The sequence below is a fragment of the Comamonas sp. A23 genome (assembly GCF_004522605.1).
GTDB lineage: Bacteria > Pseudomonadota > Gammaproteobacteria > Burkholderiales > Burkholderiaceae_C > Comamonas > Comamonas thiooxydans.
The window spans coordinates 169469-188444 of the sequence record NZ_RSDT01000006.1 but is presented as its reverse complement, the minus strand read 5'-3'; the positions used below and the strand labels follow the sequence as shown (position 1 = coordinate 188444).

Below are 18976 nucleotides of genomic sequence, written 5' to 3'. Positions count from 1 at the left end.
CCAGCCTTGGTGACCGGGAACGAGGCAAGCGTAAGCTTGAAGCTTGGTTCAAGGTCAAGCGCAATTTGCGCAGGAATGGCGGGCCCGCCCGCCCAGCCAGGAAGAGCGCAGGCCTGGGCGAGGAATAGCGCGCTACACCAGCAGCTCTCATCAGGTAGCCATCTACTCAGAGCTTTGCGCTCAGTTCAACTGCTGGATATGAACCAGTCGCAAGGCCCTCTGGAGTTCCTGAGCCATGGCAGAAAGTGCCTTGCCCCGTCGCGAGATCAAACCGATGCTGCGTAGTACCTGCGGTTCTACCAACGGGATGCCACAGAGATCGGTCCCGCTGATTGCATGCTGAGGGACCGCACCCACGCCCACCCCGCGTCGAACCAGGCTGAGCAGGCTGGGGACATGTTGAACTTCGCATACCCAATGGGGTCGGGTGACGGTGTTTGACAGAGCCTGGTCGATGAGCAGGCGATTGCCGCTGCCTTGCGCTTGAGTGACACAGTCCTGGTGTGCCAGCTCGCTCCAGCAAATGCTGCTGCGGGTGGCCAGAGGATGGTCTTTGCGGCAGGCCAGCACAAAGGACTCCGAAGCCAGTTCTTCGAAGTCGAGGTCAGGCTCGCTGGCTCCGAGATAGCCGATTCCGAAATCCACTTCGGAGCGTGCCACGGTCAGCAGGATGTCTGCAGCGGGTTGGTCCAGGATGCGCAGCCGAATGCGAGGGAACTGCTTCTTGATCTGATGGATGGCGCTTGCCACCACCGTATCCACGACCGAAGGGATGCAGGCAATGGTCACCAGGCCGTGCAGCCGTTCGTTGAGTTCGGTCATCCCTATCAACGAGGCCTCCAGTTCGGCCAGTACATGCTGGGCACGAGGCAAGAAAACACGTCCCATGGCATTGAGTTCCACTTTGCGAGTGGTTCGCTCCAGGAGCTTGAGCGACAGGGCTTGCTCCAGTTTTTCGACTCGTCTCGATAAGGCCGGTTGGGAGATGTGCAGCAACTCGGCTGCGCGCTTGAAACTGGCCAGCTCTGCCACAGCCACAAAGGCTTTGAGATCAGCAATGTCGAAATTCATTTGAAAAACGCATCAATGAGAAGTTTTTTTGCAATTTACTGCATTAATTAAATCACTGATCATTCGCCCAGAACATAAGAAACGGAGACGAAATGCAAGGCTTGGGTGATTTCAGAAAAGCGTGGCTCGCCGCAGCCGCTGGATTGATGCTGGTGAGTTCGGCGACAGCTCAGGGAAAATGGCCCGAGCGTCCCATCACGCTGGTTGTTCCTTTTGTGGCCGGTGGCGGTACAGACAGCATCGCACGTGACATTGCCAGCCAGTTGTCAAATCGTTTTGGCCAGCCAGTTGTCGTTGACAACAAGGGTGGGGCAGGTGGCTCCATAGGCGCGAACTTTGTGGCAAAAGCCAAGGCCGATGGCTACACGCTGCTGTTTGCAACATCCACTTTTGCGACGAACGCAGCCATTGATCCCAAGCTGCCCTACAAGCCGGAAACAGACTTTGCTCCGGTGGCAATGATCGGTCGCGGGCCTCTGCTTCTGGTAACCAACAAGGCTCTGGGGGCGAAGTCGGTCGCGGATTTGCCAAGGATTGCCAAAACACGCGAAGGCGGAATCAATTACTGTTCAGCTGGCGCTGGCAGCATCAACCACCTGTCTGGCGAACTTTTCAGGCAGCAGGCGACGCTTCCAATGACGCATGTCCCCTTCAAAGGCAGCGGCCCTGCTGCGCTGGAACTGCTGGCAGGTCGTGTGGATGCATTCTTTGCCACGGTGCCGACCATTCTTCCGCACCTCAAGACCGGCAAGCTGGAGCTTCTTGCCGTCACCAGTGCTCAGCGCTCCAGCCTGTTTCCGCAGGTGCCCACCATGGCAGAAGCCGGAATCAAGGGCTATGACGTGACCACATGGTGGGGTGTGCTTGCGCCCGCCGGGGTGTCACCAGAGATCGTGAATCAGCTCAATCAAGCCGTTAATGCAGCCGCCGCCGCTGAGCCAGTGCGCTCGCGTCTCAAGCATGAAGGCGCAACGCCTATTTCCCTGAGCCCGAAGGCCTTTGCCGCGGAACTTCACGATGAGCTGGGCAAGTGGAAAGCTGTGGCAAGCAAGCCTGGCATGGAGCTCTGAGCATGTTGCTATCCCACGACCCCTCAGGCCTGGTGTCGAGAAGACAGGTACTGGCTGCCATCTGCGCGGGCTCTGCAGCGGTGGCCGCGAGCATGGCAAGAGCGCAGCCAAGTTTTCCAGGACGTCCAGTCACTGTCGTCGTTCCGTATGCGCCAGGAGGACAGGGCGATGTATTCGCACGACTGATTTCCAACGATCTGGGCAAGGCACTTGGGCAATCCGTCATCGTTGACAACCGTCCTGGCGCCAGTGGAGCGCTGGGCACACGCATGGTGGTGCGCGCTCCTGCGGATGGACTGACATTGCTGCTGGGCCAGACCGGAGAGATCGCCATCAACGGGGCGGCCATGAAGAGCCCAGGCTATGACAGCCTGAAGGATCTGCAAGGCGTGGCCCTGGTTGGCGACTCTCCGCTGGTGCTGGCGGTTCCTGCCAGCGCACCATGGAAATCGCTGGACGACCTGATCGCCGCTGCCAAGGCAGCGCCAGGCAAGGTGGCATACGCTTCGTCCGGTACGGCAACACCGGGGCATCTGGCAGCAGCAGCCCTTGCAGAGGCCGCCAAAGTTCAGATGGTCCATATTCCCTACAAGGGGGCCGGCCAGGCGATCACCGACCTCATTGGAGCGCAGGTGCAGTTCTTCATGGCCAGCACGCCATCGATCCTGTCACATATCAAAGGCGGCAAGGTGCGCGCATTGGCGGTCACCGGTCTGGAGCCCATCGCAGCGCTGCCAGGCGTGCCCACGGTTGCCGAGAAATTTCCGGGCTTCGAATTCAGCCTCTGGGGTGGTTACTTCGCGCCCAGGCAGACTCCGGCGCCGGTGGTGCAACTGCTGTCACAAAGAATCAACCAGATCGTGCAGCAGCCCGCGCTGAAGGCACGCTTCGAGGCAGAAGGCACTCTGGTCAAAAGCTATACGCCGCAGGAGGTGGATGCTTTTGTCCGCAAGGAAATCACCAAATACCGGCAACTGGTCCGAAGCACTTCCATATTGATTGATTAAGCGTTGAAAAAGAGAGAGTTGAGTATGAAACTGGTTGTATTGCCCGGCGATGGAATCGGCCCGGAAACCATGGCCGCCACAGTGGAGGTGCTGGAGGCTGTATCTCATAAGTTTGATCTGAATCTGGCCCTGGACCACGATGTCGCCGGCCACGAGAGCCTGCGCAAATATGGTGCGACGGTCACGCCGGAACTGCTGGCCAAGGTCAAGGCTGCTGACGGCCTGATGCTCGGCCCCATGGCCACCTATGAATTCAAGGACGAAGCCAAGGGCGAGATCAACCCCTCCAAGTTCTTTCGCAAGGAGCTGGACTTGTTTGCCAACATCCGGCCGGCGCGAACCTGGGCTGGCGTGCCGCACAAGGTGGATGATTTCGATCTGGTCGTGGTTCGTGAGAACACCGAAGGCTTCTACGCAGATCGCAACATTGCATCGGGCGGCAGCGAAATGCTGATCACGTCCGACGTGGTCGTCTCTCTTCGCCGGATCACCCGCGAATGCTGCGCACGCGTGGCGCGTTCGGCCTTCGAACTGGCCCAGCGCCGGCGCAAGCATGTCAGCATCGTCCACAAGGCCAATGTGCTCAAGTTGGGCGACGGCATGTTCATTGAAGAATGTCAGCGTGTCGCCAAGGATTTTCCAGAGATCGAGGTCGATGAATTCATCGTCGACGCGATGATGGCCCATGTGGTGCGTGCGCCTCAACGCTTCGACGTCATCGTCACGACCAATATGTTCGGTGACATCCTCTCTGACCTGACGGCCGAGTTGTCCGGCAGTCTGGGCCTGGGAGGCTCCGTCAACGCCGGCCAGCAATACGCCATGGGACAAGCGGCTCATGGGTCTGCGCCAGACATCGCAGGCCAGGACATCGCCAATCCGTTTTCGCTGATCTTGTCGGCCAGCCAGCTGCTGAACTGGTACGGTCAGCGCAGCAATGACATGCGTTTTGTGCGGGCCAGCGAGGCCATCGTCACCTGTGCAGCCCAGGCTGTCGAGCATGGCGAGGCCACGCGCGATGTGGGCGGTCAGCTCGGCACGGCTGCCACAGGCCGCAAGCTGGCACAGCGTATCGCTTCGTTGACGCGGTGAAGCCAGGCAAGGCAAAGTCATGGCGGTAGTTGACCGAAGTTCAAGGACGGGGGCAGAGCTCCCGGCTTTGCGCTGCGACACGCACACCCATGTATTTGGGCCGCAGCAGCAGTATTCCATGGATCCAATGCGGCACTACACACCGCGTCAAGCATCGGTTCAGGCGCTGCGGCAGCATTTGCAGGCCATCGGCATGCAGCGCGTGGTGCTGGTGCAGCCAAGCGTTTACGGGTTTGACAACCAGTGCCTGCTGGATGCCCTGGCCGAGCTCGGTGACAGTGCTCGTGGCGTGGCAGTCGCACCGCGCGAGGTCAGCGAGGCTCAGCTGCATGTCTGGCATGCAGCAGGTGTGCGAGCAATCCGCGTGAACCTGCAAAGCTCGGGCAACGAAGACGTCGCCTCGGCTTGCAACGAACTCTCATACTGGAGCGAGCGCGTTTGCCATCTGGGCTGGAGTATCCAGCTATATATGGCTTACCCGGTGCTGCAAGCTGTGAGCACGCACCTGAGTCGGTTGCCGGGGTCTTTTGTCCTGGACCATTTCGCAATGGTGCCGTTCCCGGCAACAGCCTCTCAAGATGACGGATTGCTGCTTCGACTTGCTGAAAGTGGCCGGATATTTGTCAAGCTTTCCGCGCCTTATCGTCTGGCTGAAGCGCAATGGGCCTGCGCCTGGGCAAGGCATCTGGTGAGCCATGCTCCACAGGGAGTGCTGTGGGGCAGTGACTGGCCGCATACAGCCAGGGATGCTGGCGTCTCAGCCTTGGAGCCTAGCCAGTTCCGCACGGTGCCCGCGCAGACCATCCAACAGGACATAGGCCGCTGGCTGATGGATGAGGATGAGCAGCAACAGGTGCTGGTGAAAAATCCGGCGCGCCTGTTTGGCTGGGTTTCGGATTGAGTGCTCAATTGGGCTGAAAGTGTCCAGCAAACCGGGGAGCAACCGCTTGGCTGCTTCAAAGACAAAGCGGGGGAGCGCTTTGCCAAGGGGGGGAGGGCCGAGCGGGCCGCAGCACTTGCTCAAAACATGTCTCAGCGCTACCGGGGCGATTTTGCGAGGACATACACGCACGGCATCTCAAGGCTGCCAATGGGCTCAGCCCCTTGGGCCCAAGTAGGCAGAGGCCATCAACCAGAGCCACTTGAGCTGCGGATCCCGCCAAACTTCAGTGCAGAGCGGTGCCCGAGGGGACGACGACACCGTACAAATCAGCAATGGTCGCCAGTGCGCTGTGATGCAGCTGCACTGCCTCCACCTCTGCCACGGCACTGCGCAAGGGGCGCGTGGCGCAGGCATCGGCCACGATGGTTGGTTGGTTGCCGCGTAGAAAGGCGCCCTCGGCCGTGAATGTCACGCACATATGGGTCATGAAGCCGATGATGATGAGTTGCTGGCGGCCTGCTGCGTCTACCAGCTCACCGAGATTGGTTCCCACAAAGCTGTTGGGGGCCTGCTTCACCACCACGGCTTCGCCAGTGATGGGCGCCACGCTGGCGTGAATCTGCCCGATGTCCTCCGTGATGTCGTAAGCAGAGCCCGCGCCGCCGTCATGCATCACATGAATGATCTTTGTTCCCGCTGCACGTGCGCGGGCAAGCAGGGCTGAGGCAGCTTCCAGCGCGGGCTTCCAGCCCGTGAGTTCCATCACGCCGCGCGTGTAGGTGTTCTGGTAGTCCACCAGCACCAAGGTGGCGTTGGCCAGGGTGGCAGGCGAGGCGTCGAGGGCGTTGAGTTCTCTCAGGGTCTTCGAGGGGGTCATGGTCCGGTTTCCTTGTCAATGTTGAGCGATGAAGGAATGGTAGGAAAGCAGGGTAATGTCTGCAATGTCATATAACATGCAGATTCAGACACTCTCTGCAGGCAGCACATGGAACGCCTCATCGTCATCGTTCTGTTCAATCAGGTGGATCTGCTGGACATGACCGGTCCCGCCGAAGTGTTCTCGCTACTCGAGCGCGAGATGGAGCAGCCCACAGGCTATCGTGTAGTGCTGGCGGCTGAGACATTGGAGGCAGTGCAGACCTCTGCGGGTGTGCGCGTGCTGCCTGACATCACCTTTGCCCAGTTGGCGCGCAAGCGCATCGACACGCTGGTAGTGCCCGGTGCGGTGCAAAGGAATGCGGCGCGCGAACTGCGCGCCGTGGTCGACCCGCAAGTCGTGTCGTGGGTGAAGAAATTGGCTGCCCGCACCCGACGCATCACCTCCGTCTGCGTGGGCGCACATGTGCTCGCCGCGGCAGGGCTGCTGGATGGCAAGCGTGTCACCACGCACTGGTCCACCGCGCAGCAGCTGGCAGCAGAGTACCCAGCCGTTACCGTGGATGCCGAGCCGATCTTTATCCGCGAAGGCAATCTGTGGACGGGCGCGGGCCTGACAGCCTGTCTGGATCTGGCGTTGGCCCTGGTGGCAGACGACTTCGGCGAGGCAGCGGCACAGCGTGTGGCCCGGCAGCTCGTCATGTTCCTGAAGCGGCCCGGCGGGCAGAGCCAGTTCAGCGTAGCCATAGCCCAGCCTTCGACCACACGCCGTATGGACGCGCTACGCCACTACATAGCGCAGAACGTTGCTAGGCCGCTCACGCTGCCGCTCCTGGCCGAACGAATCCACGTCAGCGAGCGACAACTGGCCCGCCTGTTCAAGACCGAGTTGTGCACCACGCCTGCCGCGTACATAGAGTCCGTGCGTGTGGAGATGGCGCGCAACCGCCTTGAGACGTCTGATGAGTCACTGGTGCGCATCGCCATCGCCTGCGGTCTAGGCACTACCGATACGCTGACTCGCGCGTTTCGCAGGCAACTGAACACCACACCTGCCGAGTACCGCAGCCGATTTCGCACCCATGAATGAAGAGGCAGGCCGCAGAACCGGGCAACTCATGCGTAGCTACTGCTCAAGCGTTCAGACCAGGTATCACCGGTTCGCAGCTTGCAAGCGCTGCAGCCCAGATTGCCTTGCTCGCTTTGGTCCGCCAAACTTGCGGTTTGAAACGGACGGCGCAACACAGAATGTCTGGGTTACACATCAGTAGGACGGCGGTAATTCACTGAATCAAATATCTGTTTCTGACCGATAGGCGGCCGTCTCAGAACGACCCAAAGCCGTCGCTCATAACGTTGTCAAGCAGCCATTGAGCGAACCGACACGGAATTCAGGGCTGTGCAGTAGAAAACGACATCAACATGCAAGGAGCCTCATCGGGCTCTTCACTGAATGCTACCGACGTGCTGCGTGGCACCACGGAGCGCCAGAATCGCAACCCCGAGAGATTGCCCGGCATCACAGCGACTCGCCAATGCCCTTGATGCTTGGCAAAAAGAGCCTTTACCGCGGTCTTTCCTATAGCGAGACCACGATACGACTTTGAAACGCCGAATTCGGCCATCTCGAAGAGAGGTGACTGGTCTAGAGTACGAACGAGTGCAAAACCAGCAACCTGACCATCTGCAAGGATGAAATAGGGAAACCGCCCTGGCTCAGTCCAGTAGAGAGGGAGATAGGTATATTCCGCATCCACCCCCAACTCGGTCAGGTAGCCGAGAAGCATCGTTTTCAATTCGTGTTGAGCGGAATTAGGGATCGGTTCAATATCGATTTTCATTGCTTTAGTAGCGTGCTTGAATGCACAGAAGTAGAGGTCATGTGCTTTGCGCCGCCTTTGTGGATACAGGCTCCTACGCTGGCTCCTGCGCTGATCTTCGGCGGTGCGACCTTGGTACTGCCTTGGGTGATTCTGCTGCCTGCTTTAGAAGCTGGGCTGGCAAGCCGCAAAGCTCCTCATCCTTGGCAAAGTCGTGCACTGGGACTGGCCACACATATTGTTTTTGGAGTGGGCCTGTATCTGTGCGCGAAAGCAGTCACTTCTAAATCTGACTACCGATAGTCTGCTTTTGGCCGGTAACAGCCTGCCGCCAAGGAATGCTCACGACCCGTTGCTGTCGTTCGCTGCGCCTTGATCAATGCCTGCAGTCTTTCATTGCGACATCAGCATCGGCGACTCCAAAGCCAGTATCTGCTACTGGACTGCCGCCGATTCACCTTCTTATGAGTTAAAGCCTCCTCAAAACCCCGGGGCGGTCCAGTGCAGGCTTTTCGCTGGGTCGATACATCAGTTCGAATCAGCCTCTGGGTGGCCCTGAGGGCATCTTCGAAAATTCCCAATTTTCAGCGAGCGAGATTGTTACGACGATGGGCCCACTCAGTTCAAGTGGAGACAAAAATGCGATTCGAATTCCGTTCAATTGCCACACCGGCCCGACATGCAGTGCGTGCCTTGTTCATCGCAGCAACCCTGTCTGGCGCGCTGGCGCTGGCGACCCCCTTGTCTTTTGACATGGCAACCAGCCCAGAGCAGCGATTTCAACTGGCCTTGGAAGCCCAGACTGCAGGTGACTACGCCCCTATGCTCGCGTTGCTGCGCCAGGCGGCCCGCGATGGCGAGGCACAAGCGCAGGAAACACTGGCATGGGTGCTTCTGGCCGGCCCAACCTTGTACGGCGCTGCGGTAAAGGCAGATCGCTGCGAGGCAGCTCACTGGCTGCGGCAAGCTGCCGTAAAGGGGAGTCAAACGGCCAGAAGCCAGTTGAATTTTCTGAACCGCCTGCGAAATGCACCGAGTGGCCAGACGGCCTGCGCATTCGAGTGGAAGGGGTGACATGCGCAAGATCCCTTTTCAGATCACAGCGTCATCTTCAAGCATGTGCCACATGCCCAACGTGACTGGGACACGGCACTGTGTGGCCGCTACTGGCTGCTACCGGCCGATTAACGACAGTCGAAGATCGGCCGGTAGCTTGCCTTCCAGGTTCACCCTTGCTTGACTTTGGCCTTGCTGGAACCTAAGGAGGAATGCACTGAGCTTGATCCTCGGAGTTTATTGACCACTCAAGCGCTTGCCAAATGACACCGCATAGGCCTGGGAGCGAAAGCGGAGCACCGGATCATTGGTGGGGGCAATGCCGTCGGCCATCACCATCGGATCAAAGTTGATCGGCTCGCACAAGCCTCCTTTCTGAGTCGAGGCACTCGTGATCGTCAAGGTGCCGGCCTTGAACTCAGGTCGCTGTGCGGGCCATGACTGCGTGGGGTCATCCTGGGGATCACCCGGCTGCCCGACAGTCACCAGCATGTCCCAGCGAGCCGGTTTTTTTGATGTGCTGCTGATCAATGCAGTTTCCAGAAAGTCCGACCCGGCCGTCTTCAGCGCCTCGTTGCTTAGCGGCTTCTCTCCCTCCTGCGGTACGAAGCGCCAGCGCACCAGAGTCACCTTGTCCTGTGCATTGATGAACTTGAAGGTGTGAATGCCAAAGAATGCGCTGCGGGTATAGCTGTCGGGAGGGTTGTGGCTGGCCAGGTATTGCGCCTGAGCCAGGCTGTCAGGATGGGAGGCCCTGAATGCTTTGAGCTTTTTTGGGTCCGGTTTGCCGGTGGCTGGATCGGGGCGCTGAGCCTCGGTCAGGTCCAGAAACGTTCCGGGGTGGGCGGCACCGAACATGGGGGTGTTCAACATGGACATCTGGTGTACCTGACCCAGCGGGAGCTTGAATTGCAGGGCCATTCCACGCGCGCTTTGGGCAACATCTGGAACCTTGGGGTTTCCTCCTGCCAGCGAGAAGCGCGCAATCACCGGAACGGCTTGGCCGGAAAACAGTGTGGAGCGCGAGTAGCTGGCGGCCTCGGCGGTAGCGGTGAACTCGCCCACTGCGCAGGACCCCTTGATGTGATTGCGGCGCTCTCCCTGATGAACGCCAAAGGTCGCTTCCAGAGCCTGGACCACCCGCGGTGCCGTCACCTCCTGCTCGGCTGCCAGGGTGAAAGCCGGCGGCACCACCATGACACAGCTCAGCGCGAGCTTCATTTTTCGGAGCTTCATTGTTTCTTCCTCTTGATGATCCAGGCTTGAGTTCTCAGGGCTTGGCGATGTGCCAGCTGTTGTTGAGCAATCCATCTCCCGTTCTGTCTCCGGGCTTGGCATCCTTGGCCCAGTAATAGAGAGGACGGCCCTTGTAGGCCCATTGCTGATCACCGTTGTCGCGGACAACCAAGCTCCAGTCACCGGTAGCCGTCGCACCCGGGGCCACCGTCAGAGGTGGCCAGTTCGTGGCGCAGCCACCGTTGCATACGCTCTTGCCGGATCCGGTGGCATCTTTGTCAAAGATATAAAGCGTCATCTGGTTGGGGCCCACGAGCACGCCATTCATGGCAGAAGCGGGCGTCTGCGCCTGGGCGGCAGCTGTCACAGCACAGGCCGCTAGGAACACCGAGGTGAGGGTGGTGAGGGAAGCGAGTCGGGTCATGGAGATCTCCTTGAGGTTGACCTGCTTAAACAGTTCAATGACGCTGTTTATTCCATTGAAATCTCTGGCCGCTCATCCTCCGAGACTGCCCAGGCAGAAATCGTCGTACTTCGCGCAAGGCGATCTGACCATTGGTGCCCGAATGGATCTGCGATTCCACTCCTTGAAGCACAGGCTTTGCCGGCCTCAACGACCGGGAGTGATGCAAGCGTGAGCTTGAAGTCAGGTTCAAGGTCAAGCGCGGATTGCGCGAGAATGGCGCACATGAAAATCGGAGAACTTGCCCAGCGCACAGGTCTTGCCGCATCGCGCATTCGTTTTTACGAGCGCATTGGCCTGCTGAGCGTTGCCCAGCGCCAGGCCAACGGCTATCGCAGCTATCCCGAAGAGGCGGTGCTGGCGCTCAGGCTGATTGCTACGGCGCAGCAGGCCGGCTTCAGCCTGCAGGAGCTGCGCCAGCTGCTGCCCGAGGATCTGAAACAGTGGCAACATGACGAGTTGCTGGCCACACTGCATCGCAAGCTGCAAAGCATCGATCTGATGCTGGCACAGCTGACGCAAAATCGCGTCGATCTGGGCGAGCTGATCGCCCAGATCGAGGCCAGACCCAAGGACATGGACTGCGCCGGCAACGCACGGCGCGTGCTGTCGCAAATGCGCTTGCTGGGGCGGGACGAGGAGGCGACAGGCCGGCCCGCTCAGCCCAGCAACTGAGCCACCTGCAGGGCAGTGGCCTGGGCCGACTGCGGGTTCTGCCCAGTGACCAGCCTGCCGTCCGTCACGACCTTGGAGACAAAGGGCAGCCAGGCTTTCTCATATTGGGCACCGCGTTGGCGCATCAGCGCTTCGGCGTTGTACGGCACTTTGCCGGCCACGCCGGCCAGCCTTTCCTCCAGCCAGGAAAAGCCTGTCAGCCTGCATCCGGCGACCAGCAGCGAGCCGTCGGACAGGCGGGTTTCGAGGAGACCGCAATAGCCGTGGCAGACCGAGGCAACGACGCCACCGCGCTCATGGAGGTCACGCGTGATGCGCTGCAGTCCCTGCGAGGATGGAAAGTCCCACATCACGGCATGGCCGCCGGTGAAATAAATGGCATCAAAGTCTTGTGCGTCCACGGCATCAGGGGCTGCCGTGTTGGAGAGCAGGGCCATGCGCGCTGCATCCGCCAGCCATGCCCTGGCCGTAGCATCCAGGTTCGGCCATTTCAGCGAGCGCGGCTCCAGCGGCGAGCGGCCGCCCAGCGGGCTGACCAGGTGCTGTGCGTAACCCCGCTGGGCAAAGACTTCCCAGGCATGGCTGAGCTCTGACAGCCACAGGCCGGTGGGCTCGGCAGGGTCATCGTAATGGGCGACGTTGCTGACGACGTGAAGAATGCGACGGGGCATGGGGAGTCTCCTGTGGCTCCCAACTTAAGCTTGAAGTGCAGTTCAATGTCAAGCATGCAGTGTGCTTGAGGTATTCCTGTTTTGATAGCTTTAATCGCTTTATAGGTAAGGGATTGAGCTGGTTTTTATAGATGTTTTCCGAGCCGCGCTGCCAGCCATCCCGCTTTGTGATGGGGGCGGGCTCCAGCCTGGCTGCTGAGGTTTGCTTTATGCGTTAAGTTTCAAGCTGCTGTCCCTGAGCGTGTACATGCTTGGCGGACCTGAGTTTTCCGGATTTGTCTTGAAAGGTGCCCATGGTGCACAAGCGTTCTCTCGTAAAAACCCTGGCAGTTGCCGCCCTGGTACCTGCCGCATTGCTGGCCCAGGCCCAGGATCTGGCCGTGACCGTCGGCGTGACGGCCGGCCCCCACGCCCAGATTGCCGAAGTGGCCAAGCAGGTTGCAGCCAGGCAGGGCCTGAAGGTCAGGCTGGTGGAGTTTGGCGACTTCATCCAGCCCAATGCGGCGCTGTCGACCGGCGATCTCGACGCCAACATCTATCAGCACCAGCCCTTCCTCGATGCCCAGAACAAGGACCGTGGCTACAAGCTGGTGCCCGTGGCCAAGGCTGTGAACCAGCAAATGGGCGTGTACTCCAGAAAGGTCAGAAAGCTGACCGATCTCAAGAGCGGCGCGCGCGTGGGCATTCCCAACGACCCCACCAATGGCTCGCGTGCTCTGATGGTGCTGGCCAAGCAGGGATTGATCACGCTCAAGGCCGATGCCGGTGCGCGCGCTTCGGTGCTGGACATCACGGCCAACCCCAGAAAGCTCAGGTTTGTCGAGCTCGAAGCCGCCCAGCTGGCCCGCGCCCTCGATGATCTGGACGCCGCGGCCGTGAACAGCAGCTATGCCGTGGCAGCCGGCCTGTCCCCCCAGGGCGACTCGCTGGCGCTGGAAGATGTGAACACGCCTTATGTGACCGTGCTTATCGTCACGCGTGCCGGCCATGAAAACAGCAAAGGCTTGCAGGCGTTTGTGAAGGCCTACCAGTCACCCGAGGTCAAGGCCTTTGTGGAAAAGACCTTCAAGGGTGCCTACACAACCGCATGGTGAGCGCATGAATCAGCCCTGGAATCAACTGGATGAGGCGCTGTTCGAGCGCGCCAAGACTTTGCTGGACGAGGAATGGCTGAGCCGTGACGCCGATCTGGCGCCGCTGCTGCCTGTGGTGCTGGAGCGCGGTGTGGGCCAGGATTGGCACAAGGCCGGCACTTTTCGCCACCATCTGGCAGGCGTGGCGCGCTCTCTGGCGCTGTGGCAGCAACCCAGGGACGTGCGCCTGCTGGGTCTGCTGCACAGTGTCTACGGCAATGCCTTTGTCGATCTGGTCAAGTTCGATGCCGGCAACGAGCGCGAGCATCTCAAGCGCCTGATCGGCGAGCAGGCCGAGCATCTGGTCTATCTGTTCTGCACCATGAGCCGCACCCAGTTCGTGCAAAAGCTGCTGGCTGGCGATATCGCGGCGGACGGCAGCATGCAGCTGGAGCGCAACGGCCCCGAGCCGCGCGAGACCATCAGACTCACCGCCTATGAAGTGGCTGTGTTCGCGATTGTCAGCATGGCCGACAGCATGGAGCAGTGGTTCAGCTGGCAGGAAGACATCTACTCGCGCTTCCCGGCTGTGGACCACAGTCGTCAGCAGGCTGTGCACTGGGCGGCGTCGTTGTGGCCCGGCCCCATGCGCCCCAGCAGCCGCATGCTCAGCCAGATCAGCGGCCTGGGTCAGGCGCTGCAGCATCCTGCGCTCAAGACCCAGCTGCCGCTGCCGCCCGTTTTTGCGAACTGCAGCCAGCTACTGAGCGCTGGCAACGAGGCTGCGGCCGTAGCGCTGTACTGGTCGGTGATTCAGCTCGATCAGCCGCTGGTCGATCTGGACGCTGCCACCGCCACGCTGGAGCAGGCTGTCGCGCTCAACCCCTGGGTGGGCGAGCCGCAGATGGTGCTGGCCCAGCTATACCTGAGCGCGGGCCGCAACACCGATGCCGCCCGGGCCGCCGATAGCGCGCTGCAGTGCTTTTGCGCCTGGGGCAATGCCTGGGACAAGCGCGTGCAGTGGGATGCCTGGATTGCCTGGACGCGTATCCTGCTGCAGTCGGCCCGGGAGGACAGCTGGCCTGCACGGCTGGACAAGCTCAACAATATGGCACTGCGCTAGCCTGGGCCAGCACAGGCTCAGGCTGAGCAAGCACTGCCGCCTGGGGCGGACATCAGGCAATATGAAAAAAACCCGGCAGTCGGGCAACTGCCGGGGCTCATCGACTGAGTCAGAGCTCGCTTACTTGGTGCCGAAGATACGGTCGCCCGCATCGCCCAGGCCGGGCAGGATGTAGCCATGGCTGTCCAGCTCGCGGTCCACGGCGGCGGTGTAGATGTCCACATCGGGGTGGGCGGCCTGCATGGTCTTCACGCCTTCGGGGGCGGCCAGCAGGCACATGAACTTGATGGACTTGGGCGCGCTCTTGTCCTTGAGCTGCTGCACGGCAGCCACAGCCGAGTTGCCGGTGGCCAGCATGGGGTCGACGACGATCACGTCGCGCTCGCCCATGTTTTCGGGCATCTTGTAGTAGTACTCGACGGGCTTGAGGGTTTCGGGGTCGCGGAACAGGCCGATGTGACCGATGCGCGCGCCGGGCACCACGTTGAGCATGCCGTCCAGGAAACCGTTGCCGGCACGCAGAATGGAAACCAGGGCCAGCTTCTTGCCGTCAATGACCTTGCCCATGGTCTTTTCCATGGGGGTTTCGATCTCGACATCCTGCAGCGGGAAGTCGCGCGTCAGCTCATAGGCCATCAGTGTGGACAGCTCGCCCAGCATGCGGCGAAAGCTGTTGGTCGATGCTTCCTTGCGGCGCATCAGTGTCAGTTTGTGCTGGACCAGAGGGTGGTCGATCAAATGCAGAGTGCTCATGTTCTTGGTCTTTGTGGTGAAGGCAGGCAGGCCCGCTTGTGGCGGACTTGTGCTTGCAAAAAATGGGATCAGGCGGATGCGGGCCGGGCCGCAACGGACGCTATTTTCGCTGTCACTCGGACAGCAGGCTGGCAAAACGCTCTAAATCCACATTGCCGCCGCTGATCACAATGCCCACGCGCTTGCCCTTGAGCGGCAAACCGCCGTGTATGGCAGCTGCCAGAGACAGCGATCCCGTGGGTTCGACCACGATTTTCATGCGCTCGGCATAAAAGCGCATGGCCTGGACCAATTGCTCGTCGTTAACGGTAAGAACTTCGTTCACTCGCTGCTGGATGATGGCAAAGGTCAGATCGCCCGGCGCCTGGGTCTGGGCACCGTCGGCAATGGTGCGCGGCGTATCGATCTTGACGATATGGCCGGCGCGCAGCGACTGCTGCACATCATTGCCCGCTTCGGGCTCAACGCCGATTACCTTGCATTGCGGAGCCAGGGCGTTTGCGGCCAGCAGGCTGCCGGAGAGCAGACCGCCGCCGCCCAGGCAGACAAACAGGTAGTCCAGATCCGGCACTTCCTCCAGCAATTCCTTGACCGCCGTGCCCTGACCGGCGATCACGTCGCGGTGGTTGTAAGGCGGGATCAGTGTCATGCCACGCTCGGTCGCCAGCTTGTGGGCGATGGCTTCGCGGTCTTCGGTGAAGCGGTTGTAGGTGACGACCTGGGCGCCATAGCCGCGCGTGGCGGCCATCTTGGAAGCCGGTGCATCCTCGGGCATGACAATCAGGGCCGGCATGTCCAGCAACTGGGCTGCCTGGGCAATGGCCTGGGCATGGTTGCCGGAGGAAAAGGCCAGGGCGCCGCCCTTGCGCTGCTCGGGTGTGAACTGCGCCAGAGCGTTGTAGGCGCCGCGAAACTTGAAAGCGCCTATGCGCTGCAGGTTCTCGCATTTGAAGAACAGGCGCGCGCCCAGCTGTTCGTCCATGGTGCGGCTGGTCAGCACCGGCGTGCGGTGGGCTACGCCCTGCAGGCGCTGGGCAGCGGCCACGACATCGTCATAAGTGGGCAGGGGGGCGGTGTTTGTGCTCATGGCAAGACAGGCTGGGGTGGTACTGAATCCATGATAACGGCGCCTCGCCCACTTCAAGCCGATTTGCAGCGTTGCGGCTCGGCTACCTGTCGATGGCGCCCAGCGGGCCATCGAGAAGATAGAGAAATACGAGCGGAAAAGGCATGCAGGCCTTTATTGGTAAGTGCTGATAGCTATTCAATCAGGAGCGATCGCCCGCTTGAGGTAGTGCTGGTGCAAACGCCTGTAGCGGCTCCAGAGCAGGGAAGTCACCGGCGCGCTTGGCCTGCATGGCACTCACGGCCTCCATGACATGGCGGTTGCTCCAGATGCCGCTTTGCACCCAGCCCATTTGCTGCAGCGAGTCGCTCACGCTGTGGTCGCGCGCGTAGTTGATCACCTGCTTGCTGCCCCAGATGGCCACGGGCGGCTTGGCCGTAATTTCGCGCGCGCAGGCGAGAGCTGCTGTGACGGTGGCTTCGGGCGTGTCGTAGACGGCGTTGACCAGACCGTGACTGGCGGCCTCCTGCGCTGTCATGCGGCGGCCGGTGTAGGCCAGCTCCTTGACGATGCCTAGCGGCATCAGCTTGGGCAGGCGCTGCAGGCTGCCCAGGTCGGCGGTCATGCCGATATTGATCTCCTGCACGCAGAAAAAGGATTCGGCGCTGGCATAGCGTATGCAGGCAGTGGCCACCAGATCCAGTCCGCCACCCACGCAGGCGCCCTGAATGGCGCAGATCACGGGCATGCGCAGGGCTTCGATCTTGTTGAAGGTGGACTGCAACTGGGCCAGGGTGTCGATGATGGCGGCGCGGCCCTCGGGCGTGCGGTCATTGGGCGCAAAGGCGGGGTCGGCAAAGGTCTCGAGTGCCATGCCGGCGCAAAAATGCTTGCCCGTGCTGCTGATGACCAGTGCGCGCGACTGGCCGCTGCGCTGCAGTGTGTCCAGCACCAGGTCCAGCTCCTGCCAGAACCTGGGATTCAGAGTGTTGAAGGCATCGGGGCGGTTGAGCACCAGATGGGCAATATGGTCGACCAGGTCCAGGCGAAAGCTGCTCAGACCGGCGGTCAGCAAGGTGTCGTCAGAGGTATGGGGCATGCCGGCATGGTGTCTTGCTGCGTAGGCCGCGCCAGTCACACTTGCGACTGCAGACAGAAAAGCCGGTCTGGGTCAAACCTGCGGTGCCAGCCGTTCCCTCCTGGGTGCATGGAGCGGCTGGCAGAGAAGCTGGTGAAGAGATGGATGCTGTGTTCCAGCAACTTCAACCAGAATCAGGCAGTCAGGGCTGGCGCTCTGTCTGCGGTATGGACCTTGAACACGGCCACCATGCCGGTCAGGCGCTGGGCCTGGTCGCTCAGCGAGACAGCGGCCGCCGTGGATTCCTCGACCAGGGCTGCATTTTGCTGCGTCATCTGGTCCAGGTTGGTCACGGCCTGGTTGACCTGGCTGATACCGTCATGCTGTTCCGTGGCCGAGGCACTGATCTCGCCAATCATGTCCGAGACCTTGCCGACGCTGCTGACGATTTCTTCCATCACGCGGCCTGCCTGGGAGACCTGGTCTGCGCCTTCCTGGGCGGCGTCCACGGAGGTGGTGATGAGCGCCTTGATCTCCTTGGCGGCCTCGGCACTGCGGTGGGCCAGGGCGCGCACTTCGCCGGCAACCACGGCAAAGCCTCGGCCCTGTTCGCCGGCGCGCGCGGCCTCGACCGCAGCGTTGAGTGCCAGGATATTGGTCTGGAAGGCGATGGAGTCGATCACGCCGATGATGTCGGAGATGCGGTGTGCGCTGTCGCTGATGCGTCCCATGCTGCTGACCACGGACTGCACCACATGGCCGCCGCGCTGAGCGACCTGTGCGGCATTGCCTGCCAGATGGTTGGCCTGGCGGGCGGTGTCCGAGGCCTGGGCGACGGTGGCGGTCAGCTGCTCCATGCTGGCTGCGGTTTCCTCGAGATTGGCGGCGGTCTGCTCGGTGCGTGCGGACAGGTCGTGGTTACCTGTAGCGATTTCGGCCGAGGCGGTGCTGATGGAGTGCACGCTGGTACGTACATCGCTCACCAGGCTACGTAGCTGGGCTGCCATGGTCGAGACGGAGCTCAGCAGGCGGCCGAACTCGTCATGGCGGTCGTTGCCGGCGGTTACCGTGAGATCGCCCTGTGCAATGGCCTGGGTCAGCTCCACGGCTTCATTCAGAGGTTGGGTGATGGAACGGGTGAGGGCCAGCGCCAGGCCCAGGGCGGCGGTCAGCACCAGGGCCTGCACCACCCAGGACAGCCAGATCGCTCTTTGCTGGTCTTGCTGCAGCTGAAGGCTGGCGGCGTCGCGCTGCTGCTCCTGCAGCTTCACAAAGTCCTGCAGCGAATCGACATAGCGGCCGATGGCGCCCAGATATTGCAGGCGGATGAAGTCGCGCATGGCTTCGATATCGCCGCTCAGCTTGATCTCCCTTGCCTGCTTGTTCAGCGCCAGAACTTCGGCGCGCACGGCGGCGATCTTCTGCAGGGCAGCCTTGTCAGCATCGCTTTGAGCCAGTTTGATGACCTGCGCCTGCAGCGCCCCGTTGACGGCCACGCCTTCGCTGACGCGCTCGTCCATGCGCTGGGTCAGCGCTTCGTCGGTGGTCATATTGCTGGTGAGCACGCGTTCGCCCGTGGTCTCGGTCGCACCTTTCCATTGAAGGGCGAGATTGATGCGATTGTCATAGTCGGTCAGGGTCTGCATGCCGGCCTGCAGGGCCTGGGTGGATGAGTGCTGGTTCCATAGCGAGACGGCCAGCATCATGGTCAGAAGCCCGCCCAAAGTGCACCACAGCTTGGTGGATACACGCCATTGATTGAATTGCATTGGCAGAAAATTTGCAAAAGCACTGCCCGGCCCGAGCGAACTGGTGGTCTGCGGCAAGACTGGGCAGCGTGGTTAGCGTAGAGGAAAGAAGCGGCTGTGCCTGCAGGCAGCAGCACATGTCCAAGAGACTGGCGGCTGGCACCAGGGGATGGATTTATTATGTATCGACATAATGACTGCCGCCTTGAGCGCTT

Annotated in this window: 20 protein-coding genes; 10 read left to right on the top strand and 10 right to left on the bottom strand. The window is 60.9% G+C overall.

The features are described from left to right. Positions 1–180: 180 nt before the first annotated feature. The gene (locus tag EIC84_RS15370) at positions 181–1071 is read right to left on the bottom strand and encodes a LysR family transcriptional regulator (RefSeq protein WP_003053812.1); all 891 of its coding nucleotides are present in this window, start codon (positions 1069–1071) and stop codon (positions 181–183) included. A 92-nt stretch (positions 1072–1163) separates the two neighbouring features. Here EIC84_RS15370 and EIC84_RS15365 point away from each other — a divergent pair, with 92 nt between their 5' ends. From EIC84_RS15365 to EIC84_RS15350, 4 genes are read left to right on the top strand one after another with little or no spacing between them, the layout of a single operon-like run. After that, positions 1164–2141, top strand: a complete 978-nt coding sequence (locus tag EIC84_RS15365) for a tripartite tricarboxylate transporter substrate binding protein (protein ID WP_003062754.1) — start codon at positions 1164–1166, stop codon at positions 2139–2141. A 2-nt stretch (positions 2142–2143) separates the two neighbouring features. Then, the gene (locus EIC84_RS15360; RefSeq protein WP_034361501.1) at positions 2144–3148 is read left to right on the top strand and encodes a tripartite tricarboxylate transporter substrate binding protein; all 1005 of its coding nucleotides are present in this window, start codon (positions 2144–2146) and stop codon (positions 3146–3148) included. 24 nt (positions 3149–3172) lie between these two features. Then, entirely contained in the window at positions 3173–4240 is a 1068-nt protein-coding gene (locus EIC84_RS15355) for an isocitrate/isopropylmalate dehydrogenase family protein (protein ID WP_003062756.1), read from the top strand. Between the two features lie 19 nt (positions 4241–4259). Further along, positions 4260–5141, top strand: a complete 882-nt coding sequence (locus EIC84_RS15350) for an amidohydrolase (RefSeq protein ID WP_080554098.1) — start codon at positions 4260–4262, stop codon at positions 5139–5141. Between the two features lie 265 nt (positions 5142–5406). Here the strand turns inward: EIC84_RS15350 and EIC84_RS15345 are convergent, their stop codons facing one another. Continuing rightward, positions 5407–6000, bottom strand: coding sequence for an isochorismatase family protein (locus EIC84_RS15345; protein WP_003062758.1), 594 nt, complete (start codon positions 5998–6000; stop codon positions 5407–5409). Between the two features lie 108 nt (positions 6001–6108). Between EIC84_RS15345 and EIC84_RS15340 the strand changes: the two genes are divergently transcribed. Further along, entirely contained in the window at positions 6109–7089 is a 981-nt protein-coding gene (locus EIC84_RS15340; RefSeq protein ID WP_003062759.1) for a GlxA family transcriptional regulator, read from the top strand. A gap of 301 nt (positions 7090–7390) precedes the next feature. Here the strand turns inward: EIC84_RS15340 and EIC84_RS15335 are convergent, their stop codons facing one another. Then, the gene (locus EIC84_RS15335) at positions 7391–7840 is read right to left on the bottom strand and encodes a GNAT family N-acetyltransferase (RefSeq protein ID WP_003062760.1); all 450 of its coding nucleotides are present in this window, start codon (positions 7838–7840) and stop codon (positions 7391–7393) included. A gap of 39 nt (positions 7841–7879) precedes the next feature. Between EIC84_RS15335 and EIC84_RS15330 the strand changes: the two genes are divergently transcribed. After that, positions 7880–8122: a DUF2938 family protein gene (locus EIC84_RS15330; RefSeq protein ID WP_080554099.1), complete on the top strand. Its 243-nt coding sequence runs from the start codon at positions 7880–7882 to the stop codon at positions 8120–8122. A gap of 336 nt (positions 8123–8458) precedes the next feature. Then, positions 8459–8893: a hypothetical protein gene (locus EIC84_RS15325; protein WP_003062761.1), complete on the top strand. Its 435-nt coding sequence runs from the start codon at positions 8459–8461 to the stop codon at positions 8891–8893. A 219-nt stretch (positions 8894–9112) separates the two neighbouring features. Here EIC84_RS15325 and EIC84_RS15320 read toward each other — a convergent pair whose 3' ends face one another. Then, entirely contained in the window at positions 9113–10111 is a 999-nt protein-coding gene (locus tag EIC84_RS15320; protein WP_034361505.1) for a catalase family peroxidase, read from the bottom strand. Positions 10112–10145: 34 nt separating this feature from the next. After that, a complete protein-coding gene (locus EIC84_RS15315; RefSeq protein WP_003062763.1) occupies positions 10146–10535 on the bottom strand; it encodes a hypothetical protein in 390 nt (129 codons plus the stop codon). 264 nt (positions 10536–10799) lie between these two features. Here EIC84_RS15315 and EIC84_RS15310 point away from each other — a divergent pair, with 264 nt between their 5' ends. Next, positions 10800–11249, top strand: coding sequence for a MerR family transcriptional regulator (locus tag EIC84_RS15310; RefSeq protein ID WP_003062764.1), 450 nt, complete (start codon positions 10800–10802; stop codon positions 11247–11249). Here the strand turns inward: EIC84_RS15310 and EIC84_RS15305 are convergent. Continuing rightward, positions 11234–11920, bottom strand: coding sequence for a type 1 glutamine amidotransferase domain-containing protein (locus tag EIC84_RS15305; protein WP_003062765.1), 687 nt, complete (start codon positions 11918–11920; stop codon positions 11234–11236). The two genes, EIC84_RS15310 and EIC84_RS15305, sit on opposite strands and share 16 nt — an antisense overlap. 293 nt (positions 11921–12213) lie before the next feature. Between EIC84_RS15305 and EIC84_RS15300 the strand changes: the two genes are divergently transcribed. After that, positions 12214–13014 (top strand): MetQ/NlpA family ABC transporter substrate-binding protein, encoded by an 801-nt coding sequence (locus EIC84_RS15300; RefSeq protein ID WP_003062766.1) that lies wholly within the window; start codon positions 12214–12216, stop codon positions 13012–13014. A 4-nt stretch (positions 13015–13018) separates the two neighbouring features. Beyond that, positions 13019–14116 carry a DUF6817 domain-containing protein gene (locus EIC84_RS15295; RefSeq protein ID WP_003062767.1) on the top strand — a complete coding sequence of 366 codons (1098 nt, stop codon included), beginning with the start codon at positions 13019–13021 and terminating at the stop codon, positions 14114–14116. A gap of 120 nt (positions 14117–14236) precedes the next feature. Here EIC84_RS15295 and upp read toward each other — a convergent pair whose 3' ends face one another. The 4 genes from upp to EIC84_RS15275 form a co-directional block, all read right to left on the bottom strand. After that, positions 14237–14869, bottom strand: coding sequence for a uracil phosphoribosyltransferase (gene upp / locus EIC84_RS15290; RefSeq protein WP_003062768.1), 633 nt, complete (start codon positions 14867–14869; stop codon positions 14237–14239). Positions 14870–14981: 112 nt separating this feature from the next. Next, positions 14982–15956, bottom strand: a complete 975-nt coding sequence (locus EIC84_RS15285; protein WP_003062769.1) for a threo-3-hydroxy-L-aspartate ammonia-lyase — start codon at positions 15954–15956, stop codon at positions 14982–14984. A 181-nt stretch (positions 15957–16137) separates the two neighbouring features. Continuing rightward, positions 16138–17034 (bottom strand): enoyl-CoA hydratase-related protein, encoded by an 897-nt coding sequence (locus tag EIC84_RS15280; RefSeq protein ID WP_003062770.1) that lies wholly within the window; start codon positions 17032–17034, stop codon positions 16138–16140. 173 nt (positions 17035–17207) lie between these two features. Continuing rightward, positions 17208–18782 carry a methyl-accepting chemotaxis protein gene (locus EIC84_RS15275; RefSeq protein ID WP_003062771.1) on the bottom strand — a complete coding sequence of 525 codons (1575 nt, stop codon included), beginning with the start codon at positions 18780–18782 and terminating at the stop codon, positions 17208–17210. Positions 18783–18976 lie beyond the last annotated feature (194 nt).

Coding starts and splice junctions, on each gene's coding strand:
- EIC84_RS15370 (WP_003053812.1), bottom strand. CDS start 1,071: ATGAATTTCGACATTGCTGATCTCAAAGCCTTTGTGGCTGTGGCAGAG.
- EIC84_RS15365 (WP_003062754.1), top strand. CDS start 1,164: ATGCAAGGCTTGGGTGATTTCAGAAAAGCGTGGCTCGCCGCAGCCGCT.
- EIC84_RS15360 (WP_034361501.1), top strand. CDS start 2,144: ATGTTGCTATCCCACGACCCCTCAGGCCTGGTGTCGAGAAGACAGGTA.
- EIC84_RS15355 (WP_003062756.1), top strand. CDS start 3,173: ATGAAACTGGTTGTATTGCCCGGCGATGGAATCGGCCCGGAAACCATG.
- EIC84_RS15350 (WP_080554098.1), top strand. CDS start 4,260: ATGGCGGTAGTTGACCGAAGTTCAAGGACGGGGGCAGAGCTCCCGGCT.
- EIC84_RS15345 (WP_003062758.1), bottom strand. CDS start 6,000: ATGACCCCCTCGAAGACCCTGAGAGAACTCAACGCCCTCGACGCCTCG.
- EIC84_RS15340 (WP_003062759.1), top strand. CDS start 6,109: ATGGAACGCCTCATCGTCATCGTTCTGTTCAATCAGGTGGATCTGCTG.
- EIC84_RS15335 (WP_003062760.1), bottom strand. CDS start 7,840: ATGAAAATCGATATTGAACCGATCCCTAATTCCGCTCAACACGAATTG.
- EIC84_RS15330 (WP_080554099.1), top strand. CDS start 7,880: ATGTGCTTTGCGCCGCCTTTGTGGATACAGGCTCCTACGCTGGCTCCT.
- EIC84_RS15325 (WP_003062761.1), top strand. CDS start 8,459: ATGCGATTCGAATTCCGTTCAATTGCCACACCGGCCCGACATGCAGTG.
- EIC84_RS15320 (WP_034361505.1), bottom strand. CDS start 10,111: ATGAAGCTCCGAAAAATGAAGCTCGCGCTGAGCTGTGTCATGGTGGTG.
- EIC84_RS15315 (WP_003062763.1), bottom strand. CDS start 10,535: ATGACCCGACTCGCTTCCCTCACCACCCTCACCTCGGTGTTCCTAGCG.
- EIC84_RS15310 (WP_003062764.1), top strand. CDS start 10,800: ATGAAAATCGGAGAACTTGCCCAGCGCACAGGTCTTGCCGCATCGCGC.
- EIC84_RS15305 (WP_003062765.1), bottom strand. CDS start 11,920: ATGCCCCGTCGCATTCTTCACGTCGTCAGCAACGTCGCCCATTACGAT.
- EIC84_RS15300 (WP_003062766.1), top strand. CDS start 12,214: ATGGTGCACAAGCGTTCTCTCGTAAAAACCCTGGCAGTTGCCGCCCTG.
- EIC84_RS15295 (WP_003062767.1), top strand. CDS start 13,019: ATGAATCAGCCCTGGAATCAACTGGATGAGGCGCTGTTCGAGCGCGCC.
- upp (WP_003062768.1), bottom strand. CDS start 14,869: ATGAGCACTCTGCATTTGATCGACCACCCTCTGGTCCAGCACAAACTG.
- EIC84_RS15285 (WP_003062769.1), bottom strand. CDS start 15,956: ATGAGCACAAACACCGCCCCCCTGCCCACTTATGACGATGTCGTGGCC.
- EIC84_RS15280 (WP_003062770.1), bottom strand. CDS start 17,034: ATGCCCCATACCTCTGACGACACCTTGCTGACCGCCGGTCTGAGCAGC.
- EIC84_RS15275 (WP_003062771.1), bottom strand. CDS start 18,782: ATGCAATTCAATCAATGGCGTGTATCCACCAAGCTGTGGTGCACTTTG.